Raw genomic sequence first — 12,530 nt, 5'->3', positions numbered from 1 at the left:
TTCGCGGCTTACCGGGCTGGATTGATGAGCGGTGCTGGTGTCGAGGCGCTGGGGCCTGGTCGGTTGTCAGGGAATGCCAGTGGAGGTAATGGCTAGTGACTTGATTATCGGCCGTTTTTCAGGCTTTGTCGTGCGGTTTTCGGACAGGGAAGCAGGGGGAGATTCAGGCGGTTCAGTGCGACGATCGGCGTGGCAAGAGCTGCCGGATCGCCCGCCTGGTTGGTGTGATCAAAGTATATACAACAGTGAGGTGGCACCGGCAGCGTCGCCGGGCCGCCTGATCAGAAGCTGCCGGAGAACTGGTAGCGCGAACTCGGGTGCCACAGCGTGACGTCGGTCGCGATCTGTTCGTGCGCCCAGGTGCGGCGGTGCAGCACCAGACAGGGGTCGCCGATGTCCATGCGCAGGCGGTGTCGTGCGGTTGCATCGGGCATGCGGGCGGTGATCACGTATTCGGCCCGTTGCAGCGGCGCCTCGAGCGTCATGTATTCGTTCGGGGTGATGGCGCGGAAGTCCTGCTCGAGGTAGTGCGGGTACAGCTGCGGGTTGACGAAGCGGTCCTCCAGCTGGATCGGCACATCGTTCTCGAAATGCACGATGCGCGAATGGAACGCCTCGGCCCCGGGCGGCAGGCCCAGCGCCTCGAGTGCCTTGGCATCGCCGGTGCGCTCCAGGATCAGCACCTCGCTGTGGTGCTGGCCGCCGCGGCTCTTGATCTCGTCGGAAATGCTTTTGATCTCGACCAGGGTGGACTGGTATTTCTGCGAGGCGACGAAGGTGCCGGCGCCCTGTACGCGGTGCAGGATCTGGTCGTCGGTCAGCTCACGCAGCGCCCGGTTCACCGTCATGCGGGAGACACCGAACTGCTTGAGCAAGTCGTGTTCGGACGGGATCAGGCTGCCCATGGGCCATACGCCGGTCTCGATTTGATTGCGGACGTAGTCCTTGATCTGGACGTAGGCGGGAACCGGTTTGGTGTTGGCGTAGGACATGGCGCGGGTATGGGAGGTGACGACAAACTATAGCACGCTCTATGCTTGTATAGTCAATTTGCCGTGGCATGCCTACCCCGGCCCTTGAATCGGGGCCGGGGCGATCGCTCAGAACCTGTCACGATCTGCTGCGTTTGATCTTCTAGAACTTGGGTGATCCTGCACTGAAATGACGTTCAACATGCTTATCTACTCGATGAGTCCATTCCGCTTTTTCGCGTCATTGCCCCTTCGTTCGCGAGATCGTGAACAAGTTCTCAAGCGTCCAGCAATTTTCCCTTCTTCAGTATGGCTTTGCCCGCCACCTTGGCGACGCTGTCGCCGGTCATCACGTAGCGTTTGCGCACCGTCGCGTAGAGCAGCCCTTCGGTCGGGCTGTGCACGTCGGTGGTACGGCCTGCGACCGGGTCGACGATCTGGGCGACCAGCTCGCCCTCGCTGACCCAACTGCCCAGTGGCAGGCGCAACACGAGCACACCATAGCTCGGCGCCTTCATTGTTTCGGAACCTTCGAGTGGGGTCGTCGGGTAGGGCAGCGGTGCCGGCGGCGGCACGTCGTCCTCGACCAGGCCGGCGCGTACCAGAGAGGCGTAGATCGCGGCGGCGTCCTTTTGGGCCAGCTCGGCCGTGACATCCTGCTGTCCGCGCAGTTCCACCGTCACCGCGACGCTGTCGTAGGGGATCGGATGATCGGGGAAGCGGCGGCGCAGCTCCTGCCACGGCATGAAGATGGCTTCGTCGAACGGTGTATCCCCGTAGTGGTCGGCCAGCAGCGATACCGGGCACTCCAGGTAGCGGGCCAGTTCCTCGACTCGCTCCCACTGGCCTCGCGCCGCGTAGATGTGCATGAGTCCTTCCCATTCGCAGTGCAGGTCGATGACCAGGTCCGCATCGTGCGCCAGGCGGTGCAGCGTCAGCCGCAATGACTCCAGCTCGGTCGTCGGCGTCGCCGCGGCGAGTAGCTCGCCCAGTTCCTGACGGATCAGTCGCTTGTTGGCCGCCGCGTCCGGCCCCAGCTTGCCGGCGAGTCGTTCGGCCAGCTCCGCGCCGGGCGACAGGTAGTGGCGGTTGAAATTCTCGCCGCTGCCGAGCTCGAACCGGCCGATCGGCTGTTGCAGCAGGCTCTGCGAGAGGCCGATCGGGTTGGCGACCGGCACCAGCACGATCTCGCCGAGCAGGCGCTGCTCCGCTTCTGCCTTGGTCAAGAGCTCGCGCAGGTAGTGCGAAACCAGCATGCCGGGGATTTCGTCGGCGTGCAGGCTGCTCTGGATGTAGACCTTCCGCGGCCAGCCCCCTGCGCGGGCAGCGCCGAAATGGAAGCTGGTGACGTGGCGCTGGGTGCCACAGCTTGGGCTGACGAGGGGGTGCTGCTGGATGTGCATGCTGTCTCCTGGTGGGCGTTCACCGCCCAACGATGCGAATTGGGCCGGGGCATTGCTGCGCTATTCGATCCAGCGCCTGTGCCTGCCTTGGCGAGGGGAAATCCAGTCTAGTGGACTTTTTTTGTATAGACAATGTCGACATGTTCGGCGCTACCTTAACCCGCCGGAATGGGGGCTTGCGGACGGAGGATCGGCCTTGTCCTGGATGGGGCTTACTGATGGTAAACATTCAGGGTTCCTTCGCTATAGCAATGATTTTATCAGTTAACCTGCTGTTTTTAAGGTGTTTTCATCTGTTTTCGATCGTGTGTCGATACAAGTATGACGGTCTGCCCGTCGCATTTCTTTCCATGCCGTTGAGATAAAGTGATGCGGTGTTCGATAAAGCGATTGCAGTTTGAGAAATTTCGATTTAGCTTTGTATATACATGTTTGGAGCCGGGCATAGACCGGGCCCAGGCTGTTAGGGTCGCGCGAGCACGGTGATGAGGAATGCAGTCCCGGCAGGCCGATCCGAGTTCACGCGCAACAGAGATGGAATTCAAAGGAGATACTATGAAGAAGCTTGTCGCTTTCGCCGCCCTGACCCTGTGCGCCACCGGCGCCTTCGCCAATGAACCGAGCGTCATCCGCTTCGGTGTTGACCCAACATTCGCCCCGTTTGAATCGAAAACGCCGGACGGCAAGCTGGCGGGCTTTGACATTGATCTGGGCAATGCGATCTGCGCCAAGCTCCATGCCAAGTGTGTCTGGGTCGAGAACGCCTTCGACGGCATCATCCCCGCCCTCAAGGCCCGCAAATTCGATGCGGTGCTCTCGTCGATGTCGGTGACCGAGAAGCGCCAGCAGGAAATCGCCTTTAGCGAGAAGATCTACGCTACGCCGAACCACCTGATCGCTCACAACGGGTCCAATCTGCTGCCGACGGTGGCGTCGCTGCGTGGCAAGCGCGTCGGCGTGGAGCAGGGCTCGATCCAGGAAACCTACGCGAAGACCTACTGGGAGCCCAAGGGCGTGAATGTGGTGTCATACCAGAACCCCGAGCTGGCCTACCAGGACCTCGCCTCCGGCCGGCTTGATGCCAGCTTCTCCGACGCCGTCGCCGGCGAATACGGCTTCCTGAAGCGGGCAAACGGCCAGGGCTTCGGCTTCTCCGGGCCGGCCGTGCAGGACTCGAAGACGCTGGGTCATGGGGTCGCAATCGGCCTGCGCAAGGGAGATGACGAGCTACGCCTGGCCATCAACAAGGCGATCGCCGAGCTGGTCAAGGACGGCACCCACAAGCGGCTGCAGCAGAAGTACTTCTCCTTCAGCATTTACTGAGCACTTCTTTGTCGAGTGCCGGCGCCACGGTTAATCCTGGGCGTCCGGCAAGGCTGGGAAAAAGCGCGGTGCAGCTGACTGCACCGCCAGAATGGCCCGCGTCGCCGGGCTGTCGGCAAAGGAGTAAGGTAATTATGTTTCTGCAAGGCTATGGCCCATTGATCCTCGACGGGACCGTCTCGACCATCAAGCTTGCCGCGCTGTCGCTGCTGGTGTCGGTGCTGCTCGGCCTGATCGGGGCCAGTTCCAAGCTGTCCCGCCACCGCATGCTGCGTCTCGTCGGCACCGCCTACACCACGCTGATCCGCAGCGTGCCGGACCTGGTGATCATGCTGCTGCTGTTCTACAGCCTGCAGCTGTTGCTCAACCAAGTGACCGACTGGCTGCACTGGAACCAGGTCGACATCGACCCGTTCATCGCTGGCGTGATCACGCTCGGCTTCATCTACGGCGCCTATTTCACCGAGACCTTCCGCGGCGCGTTCGAAGCGGTGCCGCGCGGCCAGATCGAAGCGGCGCACGCCTTCGGCATGTCGCCGTGGAAGGTATTCCTGAGGGTGCTGTTCCCGCAGATGATGCGCTACGCGCTGCCGGGCATCGGCAACAACTGGCAGGTAATGATCAAGGCCACCGCGCTGGTATCGATCATCGGCCTGATCGACATCATCAAGGTCACCCAGGATGCCGGCAAGAGCTCGATGCAGCTGTTCTACTTCAGCATCGTCGGTGCCGTCGTCTACCTGTTCATCACCACCGCGTCGAACTTCGTGCTGCTCTGGCTGGAGCGTCACTATTCGGTCGGCGTTAGAAAGGCCCAGCTATGATCGGCATCTTCCAAGAGTATTGGCACGCTTTCCTGTGGAGCGACGGCTACCGTCTGTCCGGCGTGGCGATGACGCTGTGGCTGTTGGCTGCATCGATTGCGTTCGGCTTCTGTCTCGCGGTACCGATGTCGGTGGCGCGGGTGTCCGAGAAGCTCTACATCCGCGGGCCGGTGTGGTTCTACACCTATGTGTTCCGCGGCACGCCGCTCTATATCCAGCTGTTGATCTGCTACACCGGCATCTACAGCCTGCAGGTGGTGCGCGACAATGTGCTGCTTGACGCCTTCTTCCGCGAGGGCATCAACTGCACCATCCTCGCATTCGCGCTCAATACCTGCGCGTACACCACCGAGATCTTCGCCGGGGCGATCCGCTCGATCCCCTACGGCGAGATCGAGGCGGCGCGCGCCTATGGCATGTCGGAGTGGAGGCTGTACCGCCACATCATCATCCCCTCGGCGCTGCGCCGCGCGCTGCCGTATTACAGCAACGAGGTGATCCTGATGCTGCATTCGACCACGATCGCGTTTACCGCGACCGTGCCGGACATCCTGAAGGTGGCGCGCGACGTGAACTCGGCGACCTACGCGTCGTTCTCGGCCTTTGGCATCGCCGCCATCCTGTACGCCTGCATCGCCTTCGCGCTGGTGTGGGGCTTCCGCCGCTGCGAATTGCGCTGGCTGGCCTTCCTGAAACCGATGGGACATTGAGGTGGCGTGGGTCCGCTTTGCGACCGACGACATCGATGGAGAGACAAAAATGTACAAGCTGTCTGTAGACGATCTGCACAAGAAATACGGTAACCACGAGGTGCTCAAGGGCGTGTCGCTGAAGGCCAAGGCCGGCGACGTGATCAGCATCATCGGCTCGTCCGGCTCGGGCAAGAGCACCTTCCTGCGCTGCATCAACTTCCTGGAGCAGCCGTGTTCCGGGCGCATCACGGTGAACGCCGACGAGATCCGCACCGAGAAGGACAAGACGGGCGCGCTGCGCGTCGCCGACCCGAAGCAGTTGCAGAGCATGCGCACCAAGCTGTCGATGGTGTTCCAGCACTTTAACCTGTGGGCGCACATGACGGTGCTGGAGAACATCATCGAGGCGCCGATGCACGTGCTCGGTATCTCGAAGGACGAGGCGGTGGCGCGGGCGCGCAAGTACCTCGCCAAGGTCGGCCTGCCGCAGAGCGTCGAGGAGAAGTACCCGTCGCACCTGTCCGGCGGCCAGCAACAGCGCGTGGCGATTGCCCGGGCGCTGGCGATGGAGCCGGAGGTGATGCTGTTCGACGAACCGACCTCGGCGCTCGATCCGGAATTGGTCGGCGAAGTGCTGAAGGTGATGCAGTCGTTGGCCGAGGAAGGCCGCACCATGGTGGTGGTGACGCACGAGATGGGCTTCGCCCGCAACGTGTCCAACCATGTGATGTTCCTGCATCAGGGGCGGGTCGAGGAGGAGGGCCACCCGCACGAGGTGCTGGTGAACCCGAAGAGCGAGCGGCTGGCGCAGTTCCTGTCCGGCCGGCTCAAGTAAGCCGCCGTCGCATCACGCAAAAGGCCAACCCGCGGGTAGGCCTTTGTCGTTGCCGGCGGCGCTCAGTAGGAAATGCCGAGGCGCCGGTACAACGGAACCAGCGTCCACGCCGGACCGATCAGCAGGAACTGTAGGTCGCGGAAGAACGACGGCTGCTGGCCCTCGATCTTGTGGCCGATGAACTGGCAGACCCAGGCGATCGCGAACGCGGCCATCGACAGCGTCAGCAAGTCGACCGCGTGCTTTTCCATCAGCCCCAATATCAGCAGCATGGTGAAGGTCAGCATCGCCATGCCGATGGTTATCGGCGTCGACAGTCGCGAGTAGAACACCAGGCCCAACAGCACCGCCAGCGTTGCGAGGTTCGCATAACCGACACCGTTGAATACCAGCAGCGTGCGCCAAGCGGGCGGCAGGGGCACGCACCACAGCAGTCCGAGCACCGTGAATACGATCACGGGCACGCATACCTTGTGGATCACAATATTGATGGGGTGCTGGTGACTTTCCCCGTAGAGCATCAGCCATTCGCGCATAGTCATGATCGATCTCCTATCTACGGGGGGTGTATTTTGATACTAGCTGGGTGAATTCGGCGCTCGCAAGCACGTGTTCGGCCAACCCTTTGGCTGGCCGAAACGGGGCGACGAAGCGAGGGAAATCAGGTACTAACGGTGAGTTCGCGCCGTGTGAGCCAGCGGTCGCGCAGCATGTCATAAACCCAGTTGAATGCCACCGTATATGGCATGAAAAACAGCAGGATGCCAAGGTCGAGCAGCAGCGCTTCGAAGAGGCTCACGCCCAGCCACCAGGCTGCCAGCGGCACCACCGCGCAGATTAGTCCCAGCTCGAACAGCGCCGCGTGGCCGATGCGCACCGGCAGGCTGCGTTCAAAACCCAGGTGGCGCTGCAGCCGGTCGAACAGAGTGTTGAATAGCATGTTCCACAGCATCGCGATCAGCGAAATCATCACGGTCAGCGCGCCCATATGGCCGAGCGACACGCCAAGCAGCCAAGAGAACACCGGCGCGCAGATCGCCAGCGCCAACAGTTCGAAGCTGGCGGCGTGAAAGAGCCGCTCCTTCAGCGATTTGTCATTGGTCATCATAAGCTCCCGGTAGTGAGAACCTGTTCACGATCTGCTGCACTCGGGTGATCCTGTGTTGAAATGGCGCTCAACATGCTCATGTACTCCATGTACATTCCGCTGTTTCGCGCCATTTCGCCTTGGCTGACCCTTCGTTAGCGAGATCGTGAACAGGTTCTGAGTGGTAGGCTTGTATTTTCATCGGCATTCTAGATAGAGTGAAACGAGACACCATCGGAAAAACCGATATGAATTTTTCACCCGAATCGCTGCAAGCATTCGCCGAGGCCGCCGTGCAGGGCTCGTTTAGCGCTGCGGCACGCAAGCTTGGCAAGAGCCAGTCCACCGTCAGTGAGGCGATCGCCAATCTGGAAATCGACCTGGGCGTGGCGCTGTTTGATCGCAGCGCCCGTCAGCCGGTGCTGACCGAGGCGGGTCGGGCGTTGCTCGGCCGCGTCGACGAGGTGCTGGCTGCGCACGACAGGCTCGGCCGTGCCGCCGGACAGCTCGCCGGCGGCATGGAGCCGCGCCTGACGGTGGTGGTGTCCGACACCTACCAGTCGGTGCAGTATGAAGCGACGCTGACCGAACTCGATCAGCGCTATCCCGAGCTGGAGTTCGAATGCCTGGTCGCCGAGCACAGCGATGTGCTGGCGCTGATCCAGCAAGGGCGGGCGCAGCTCGGGCTGATGGCGGCTCAGCCGGCGTATCCGCCCGACATCGGCGCGGCGACAGTGGCCGAGCGCGCCCAGATCGGTCTCTACGCGGCCTGTCACCATCCGCTCGCGGCGCTGGCGGCACCAAGTGCCGAGGACTTGGCAGGCCATCGCGCGCTCCGCCTCAACACCTATCTGGACGACGTCACGCCATCGGGCGCCGGGCGCTGCTGGTCGGCGCCGAGCTATCTGCTCTTGATGGAAATGGCGGTGTTCGGTTTCGGCTGGGCCGAGCTGCCGCGCTGGCTGGTCGAGCGCTTTGCCGTCGGGCGATTGGTGGAACTGCCGGTGGCCGGTTGGCCGAAGAGCCTGGCGGTGGACGTGGTGTGGTCGCGCGGTCATCGCCTCGGGCCGGCCGGTAGCTGGTTGCAGCAGCGGTTGCTGCAACGATGACAAAGGCGGGGTTCCCCGCCTAGTAAGCCGTTAGGCCGATTAGAAGCTGCTCAGCATCTGTCGCGAGCGGCCCTCAGCGAGGTGAAGAGCAGCGCAGGAACCAGAATGGGCTCGGTGTCCATGACGGTTCCGAGCGGCGCACGAGCCCCGATCAGGACGGCGCAGCAAGATGATGAGCAGGTTCTTACCAGATCGCCCAGAATAACGTCGCCACCAGCACGGTCAGCAGGATGCCGGACAGGATCTGGTTGATGCTGCGTTCGCGCTGCAGCTGGCGCTGCAGGCTGGCGCGCCCCGAATCGAGGTTGGCGAGCTGGCCCTCCAACTCGTGGCGGTGCGCCTCCTGGCGCGAGATGCTCTCAAGCAGCGCCGCGCCGCTGATCTCGCTGGCGGCATTCTCGTCGGCCATGCCGATCAGCCGGTGCACCTTGTCCTTGCTGTAGCGGCCGGTGCGCTGCTCCGGGTCCAGCCACTCGAAGTCGAAGCCCTGGGCGGCGAAGAAGGCTTGGCGTGCCAGCTTCTCCTGCTCGGTCAGGTTGTCGGACAGCGCGAATGCGCCCGGGGCAACACTGTAGTCAGGATAGTGGGCCTTGGCCCAGTTGATCAGCTGCACGAGCAGATAGTTGGCAAGCTCGCTTTGTTCAAACAACGGCTCGATGACGATGCCGGTGCTTGGGCCGAAGCTGACCGACTGGCTCGGAAAGTTGGCCTTGATCCAGGCGCAGTGCTCGTTCGTCGCGTAGTTGTGGCTGACGTTGTCGAGCGGCTGCCAGTTGCTGCTGTCGACTAGCCGGGCGACGCCGCGAAACTGCACGCACAGGTATTCGTTCTGCTCGGTGCGCACATGGCTCTTGCGCACCAGACCGTATAGCGGGCCGGCGCCGTCTTGCAGCATGAGCACCGTTTCGCTGACCGGCATCGCGCGAGCTGCGAGCGACTTGTCGCTTTCCGGCGGCGGCAGCTTCAGGTTGGCGGCGCTGGTCGAGGGGGAGGGACTTAAGGTTTCCATGTGCCTATCATATCAGCCTGGGGTCTGTAATGAAGCTGTTCACGCATCGCGTCGGTGCGGCCGGGCTCAGCTTCATCACCGACACGTCAAGCCCTTGCGGTCAGGGGAAAAACGGCAAATATCTTCTTTATCGGGTGCAAGAGGGGAAAACATGACTACAAATTCGGCTGGGTCCCTCAAACTGCCGGCGCTCGCCGCGCTGGTGGTCGGCTCGATGATCGGTGGGGGCATCTTTTCACTGCTGCAGAACATCGCCCATTCGGCCGGCGCCGGCGCCACGCTGATCGGCTGGTCGATCAGCGCGGTGGGCATGTTTCGGCATCGAGGGCGCCAGGGTGTATTCCTCGCGCGCGATGCATCGCGCCGACGTGGGCTGGGTTTTTTGATCACGCCTGCTGATGGCGGTGTCGGTGCGGTCGCTGGGGGCGCGGCGGTGTCGCTGTGGGGGCTGTGGAGCAGAAAGCTGACGCTGTAGGGGGGCAACAGAGGGGATGATGACGTTGCGGCCAACCCTATCTGGTTGGCCGAAGCGTTTTTGGAGCAGGTCGGCCGGGAGCTCTGTCAGGCGCGCAGCAACGGCACCGGCGCGAAGTGTCCACCCAGCACCGCCGCGGCATCCTGCCCCCACCACGGGCCGAGCGCGGTGGCGTAGAGCTGGCGGAAATCCACCCCGTAGTCGAGGTTGCCATCGCTGATGCCGGCAAGCTCCGGCGCCTTGCCGTAGAAGCCGCCCTTCACTTGGCCGCCGGCGACGAAGTGCACATTGGCGGTGCCGTGGTCGGTGCCGTTGTTGCCGTTCTGGCGCGGCCGGCGGCCGAACTCGGCATAGCTCATCACCAGCGTGTCCTGCCAGCGCCCCTGAGCCTGCAGGGACGAGCGCAGGCTCGCGAGCCCTTCGGCCAGTTCCTTGAGCAACCGGCCCTGCGTCGCCAGCTGGCCGCCGTGGGTGTCGAAGCCGGTCTGCGTCAGCCGCGCCACCGCCACCTGCGAGCCGCGCGCCAGCGTGTCGGTCAGCGTCTTTATCGCCTTGCCGAAGGCGCCCGGCGGCGGCGGGATCTTGCCCTGCGCCTCGGCGCTGTTTGGGTCGTGCTTGGCCGTCATTGCCGCCATGCCGTTGCCGGCCAGCCCCTCGGCGGCATGGCGGATGTCGCCCTCCACCTTGAGGATGTGCGCCAGCGCGCCCGGCGCGTTGCCGCTGCCCATGTCCGACGCGAGCTTGGCCTCGCGCGCGAACGCGGCCGGGTCGTTCAGCACCACCACCCGTGCGCCGCCCTCGAAGGGGCCGAGCGTCTGGCTCGCCAGCACCACGCCGTCGGCGGCGAACTGGCCCGACAGCGGCGCGCGGCGGAATTGCCGGCTCAGCCAGCCGGTCTGCAGCACCTGGTCGCTCGCCGACGCGGTGTCCCAGATCTCGATCGAGCGGAAGTGCGACAGGTTCGGCTCGGGGTAGCCGACGCCCTCGACCAGCGCCAGTTCGCCGTCCTGCCACATTGGCATCAGCGCCGAAAGCGAGGGGTGGAAGCCGGCGCGTTCGGACAGCGTCAGCACCTGGTCGCGCGCAATCGCCAGGCTGGGGCGCAGCCGCGCGTAGTCGGGCGAGGCATAGGGAATCACCGTGTTGAGGCCGTCGTTGCCACCCTTGAGCTCGACCAGCACCAAGAGGCGGCCGTAGTGCGCCGGGTCGGCTGAATAGGCCAGGGTCAGTTCGGGCAGTACCGCCAGGGTCAGCCCGGCGCCGAGCACTTGCAGGAATTCGCGTCGTTGCATGTCATCAATCCTTGTTGGGCGGAGCCTCAGTCCACCTGATAGGCGGCGTCCAGCAGCAGCTCTCTTACCACTTCGCCCGCATCGCCGGCCTGCGGCGGGCTCGCCGGCTTCACCGGCAGCAGTAGGTGGCTGGCGCGGTGTACGCTGTCGACGTGGTAGCGCTCGGCCCAGTCGGCGGTGTCGAGGTTGAGCCGGGTCAGCCGACGTTCGGTGGCCTTCTGCGACGGGTCGTCGAGGCCGGTGGCCACCGGCAGCATCGCCGGCCCGCCCGAGGGCAGGTTGATGCCGCCGCCGGACAGCCGCGCCAGGAACTGCTTGCGGGCGAGCAGGGTGGCGCTGTTGATCCAGTCATCGCCGCCCGGCCAGCCCTTCACGTTGGGCGGGCTGAACAGGTCCTGGCCCAGGTTGCGGTTGAACAGCGCCAGCGGCCGGTAGTCGGCCGGGGTCAGGTCGAAGGTGACCAGCGTGCCGACGGTCAGCTCCACCGGTGATTTCACCAACTGGCCGCCGCTCTTCCAGAACGCGTCGGTCATCAACAGCGCGCGCACCAGCGGCTTGATCTGGTAGCCGGAGTCGTAGAAGCCTGCGGCCAACCGGTCGACGCTGCGCGGATCGGGGGTGGGGGAGACGAGGTAGCGCCACAGCTTGGTGGTGACGAAGCGGGCGGTGTCGGGGCGCTGCAAGAGCAGGCCGAGCACCTGGTCGCCGTCGTAGTTGCCGCTCTGGCCGAACACGGTCTTGATGCCATCGTCGTGCAGGCGTGGCCGGTTGACGAAGTCGCCGCTGCCGGGCTGCATGCCCCAGCCGGTGAAGGCGCGCGCCGCCTCGCGGATGTCCTGCTCGCTGTAGTGGCCCTCGCCCAGGGTGAATAGCTCCATCACCTCGCGGGCGAAGTTCTCGTTGGGCTGGCCCTTGCGGTTATTGGCGGTGTCGAGGTAGCGCATCATCGCCGGGTCGTGGGCGATCTCGTGCAGCAGCGTGCCGAAGTTGCCCAGCGCCTCGCGGCGCAGCAGCAGGTTCTGCCGCGCCATCAGTTCGGGCGAGTTCACCTTGTCCAGGCCCGACACGAAGTGGTTGTGCCAGAACAGGGTCATCTTCTCGCTGATCGGCGAGTCGGTGGCGCGCATCTCGCCCAGCCACCAGCCCTTCAGCTCCAGCGAGCGCTGGTTTTCCTGCTGGCGCAGCGCCTTCTTCTGGTCCTCGGGCAGCTGTGCATAGCGCGGCAGCTCGATCGGCTGCATCACCCAGCCCGGCGGCGGGGTCAAGGGCTCGGTGCGCGGGTTCGCCAGCACCCGGTCGACCGCCTGGGCGCGGGACAGCGGCGCGAGTTCGGCGATCTTCGCCGGGTTGGCGCCGAAGCCGGTGCGGGTGAGCAAGAGCCGCGCGCCGTCCTCGCCGATGCCGGCCGCCTGCGCCAGCGCCGGCAGCAGCGCGCACAGCGCCAGAACCAGCCTCAAACGTGTCATTTTTCTTCCTCGAGTGGTTTCCCTGATGCTAGTCCGGCACCTGA

The 12,530-nt window shown here is 64.0% G+C and carries 14 protein-coding genes; 7 read left to right on the top strand and 7 right to left on the bottom strand.

Translation table 11 applies throughout. The annotated features are described in order from the left end of the window. Positions 1-281: 281 nt before the first annotated feature. Complete coding sequence (hutC, locus tag QU481_RS02200) at positions 282-992, bottom strand: histidine utilization transcriptional repressor HutC (RefSeq protein ID WP_289828239.1); 711 nt, start codon at positions 990-992, stop codon at positions 282-284. A 257-nt stretch (positions 993-1,249) separates the two neighbouring features. Continuing rightward, a complete protein-coding gene (locus QU481_RS02195) occupies positions 1,250-2,374 on the bottom strand; it encodes a succinylglutamate desuccinylase/aspartoacylase family protein (RefSeq protein WP_289828238.1) in 1,125 nt (374 codons plus the stop codon). Positions 2,375-2,929: 555 nt separating this feature from the next. Here QU481_RS02195 and QU481_RS02190 point away from each other — a divergent pair. From QU481_RS02190 to QU481_RS02175, 4 genes are all read left to right on the top strand, one after another. Then, the gene (locus QU481_RS02190) at positions 2,930-3,697 is read left to right on the top strand and encodes an ABC transporter substrate-binding protein (protein ID WP_289828237.1); all 768 of its coding nucleotides are present in this window, start codon (positions 2,930-2,932) and stop codon (positions 3,695-3,697) included. Positions 3,698-3,831: 134 nt separating this feature from the next. Then, on the top strand, positions 3,832-4,521 hold the full coding sequence (locus QU481_RS02185) for an ABC transporter permease (protein WP_289828236.1): 690 nt from the start codon (positions 3,832-3,834) through the stop codon (positions 4,519-4,521). Continuing rightward, positions 4,518-5,231, top strand: a complete 714-nt coding sequence (locus QU481_RS02180) for an ABC transporter permease (RefSeq protein ID WP_289828234.1) — start codon at positions 4,518-4,520, stop codon at positions 5,229-5,231. Before QU481_RS02185 ends, QU481_RS02180 begins: the two co-directional genes overlap by 4 nt. Before the next feature lie 49 nt (positions 5,232-5,280). Beyond that, a complete protein-coding gene (locus QU481_RS02175) occupies positions 5,281-6,048 on the top strand; it encodes an ABC transporter ATP-binding protein (protein ID WP_289828232.1) in 768 nt (255 codons plus the stop codon). A gap of 62 nt (positions 6,049-6,110) precedes the next feature. On the opposite strand, the gene QU481_RS02170 is transcribed toward QU481_RS02175, so the two are convergent. Continuing rightward, positions 6,111-6,590, bottom strand: coding sequence for an Mpo1 family 2-hydroxy fatty acid dioxygenase (locus tag QU481_RS02170; protein WP_289828231.1), 480 nt, complete (start codon positions 6,588-6,590; stop codon positions 6,111-6,113). 119 nt (positions 6,591-6,709) lie between these two features. Next, positions 6,710-7,153 carry a multidrug/biocide efflux PACE transporter gene (locus QU481_RS02165; RefSeq protein WP_289828230.1) on the bottom strand — a complete coding sequence of 148 codons (444 nt, stop codon included), beginning with the start codon at positions 7,151-7,153 and terminating at the stop codon, positions 6,710-6,712. 230 nt (positions 7,154-7,383) lie between these two features. Here QU481_RS02165 and QU481_RS02160 point away from each other — a divergent pair, with 230 nt between their 5' ends. Further along, entirely contained in the window at positions 7,384-8,244 is an 861-nt protein-coding gene (locus tag QU481_RS02160) for a LysR family transcriptional regulator (RefSeq protein WP_289828229.1), read from the top strand. Between the two features lie 184 nt (positions 8,245-8,428). On the opposite strand, the gene QU481_RS02155 is transcribed toward QU481_RS02160, so the two are convergent. Further along, entirely contained in the window at positions 8,429-9,253 is an 825-nt protein-coding gene (locus QU481_RS02155; protein ID WP_289828228.1) for a hypothetical protein, read from the bottom strand. A gap of 29 nt (positions 9,254-9,282) precedes the next feature. Between QU481_RS02155 and QU481_RS02150 the strand changes: the two genes are divergently transcribed. Both QU481_RS02150 and QU481_RS02145 read left to right on the top strand, forming a co-directional pair. Next, the gene (locus QU481_RS02150) at positions 9,283-9,408 is read left to right on the top strand and encodes a hypothetical protein (protein WP_289828226.1); all 126 of its coding nucleotides are present in this window, start codon (positions 9,283-9,285) and stop codon (positions 9,406-9,408) included. Continuing rightward, positions 9,405-9,728: a hypothetical protein gene (locus tag QU481_RS02145; RefSeq protein WP_289828225.1), complete on the top strand. Its 324-nt coding sequence runs from the start codon at positions 9,405-9,407 to the stop codon at positions 9,726-9,728. Before QU481_RS02150 ends, QU481_RS02145 begins: the two co-directional genes overlap by 4 nt. Positions 9,729-9,814: 86 nt before the next feature. Here QU481_RS02145 and QU481_RS02140 read toward each other — a convergent pair whose 3' ends face one another. Then, on the bottom strand, positions 9,815-11,020 hold the full coding sequence (locus QU481_RS02140) for a DUF1501 domain-containing protein (protein ID WP_289828224.1): 1,206 nt from the start codon (positions 11,018-11,020) through the stop codon (positions 9,815-9,817). A 26-nt stretch (positions 11,021-11,046) separates the two neighbouring features. Continuing rightward, positions 11,047-12,486: a DUF1800 domain-containing protein gene (locus QU481_RS02135; protein WP_289828223.1), complete on the bottom strand. Its 1,440-nt coding sequence runs from the start codon at positions 12,484-12,486 to the stop codon at positions 11,047-11,049. Positions 12,487-12,530: the final 44 nt, after the last annotated feature.

It is taken from the genome of Crenobacter oryzisoli (assembly GCF_030385785.1).
Lineage (GTDB): Bacteria > Pseudomonadota > Gammaproteobacteria > Burkholderiales > Chromobacteriaceae > Crenobacter_A > Crenobacter_A oryzisoli.
This window is presented reverse-complemented; position numbering and strand designations above follow the sequence as displayed.

Excerpts from the sequence above, each read along its gene's own strand:
- hutC (WP_289828239.1), bottom strand. The coding sequence starts at position 992 with ATGTCCTACGCCAACACCAAACCGGTTCCCGCCTACGTCCAGATCAAG.
- QU481_RS02195 (WP_289828238.1), bottom strand. The coding sequence starts at position 2,374 with ATGCACATCCAGCAGCACCCCCTCGTCAGCCCAAGCTGTGGCACCCAG.
- QU481_RS02190 (WP_289828237.1), top strand. The coding sequence starts at position 2,930 with ATGAAGAAGCTTGTCGCTTTCGCCGCCCTGACCCTGTGCGCCACCGGC.
- QU481_RS02185 (WP_289828236.1), top strand. The coding sequence starts at position 3,832 with ATGTTTCTGCAAGGCTATGGCCCATTGATCCTCGACGGGACCGTCTCG.
- QU481_RS02180 (WP_289828234.1), top strand. The coding sequence starts at position 4,518 with ATGATCGGCATCTTCCAAGAGTATTGGCACGCTTTCCTGTGGAGCGAC.
- QU481_RS02175 (WP_289828232.1), top strand. The coding sequence starts at position 5,281 with ATGTACAAGCTGTCTGTAGACGATCTGCACAAGAAATACGGTAACCAC.
- QU481_RS02170 (WP_289828231.1), bottom strand. The coding sequence starts at position 6,590 with ATGACTATGCGCGAATGGCTGATGCTCTACGGGGAAAGTCACCAGCAC.
- QU481_RS02165 (WP_289828230.1), bottom strand. The coding sequence starts at position 7,153 with ATGACCAATGACAAATCGCTGAAGGAGCGGCTCTTTCACGCCGCCAGC.
- QU481_RS02160 (WP_289828229.1), top strand. The coding sequence starts at position 7,384 with ATGAATTTTTCACCCGAATCGCTGCAAGCATTCGCCGAGGCCGCCGTG.
- QU481_RS02155 (WP_289828228.1), bottom strand. The coding sequence starts at position 9,253 with ATGGAAACCTTAAGTCCCTCCCCCTCGACCAGCGCCGCCAACCTGAAG.
- QU481_RS02150 (WP_289828226.1), top strand. The coding sequence starts at position 9,283 with ATGAAGCTGTTCACGCATCGCGTCGGTGCGGCCGGGCTCAGCTTCATC.
- QU481_RS02145 (WP_289828225.1), top strand. The coding sequence starts at position 9,405 with ATGACTACAAATTCGGCTGGGTCCCTCAAACTGCCGGCGCTCGCCGCG.
- QU481_RS02140 (WP_289828224.1), bottom strand. The coding sequence starts at position 11,020 with ATGCAACGACGCGAATTCCTGCAAGTGCTCGGCGCCGGGCTGACCCTG.
- QU481_RS02135 (WP_289828223.1), bottom strand. The coding sequence starts at position 12,486 with ATGACACGTTTGAGGCTGGTTCTGGCGCTGTGCGCGCTGCTGCCGGCG.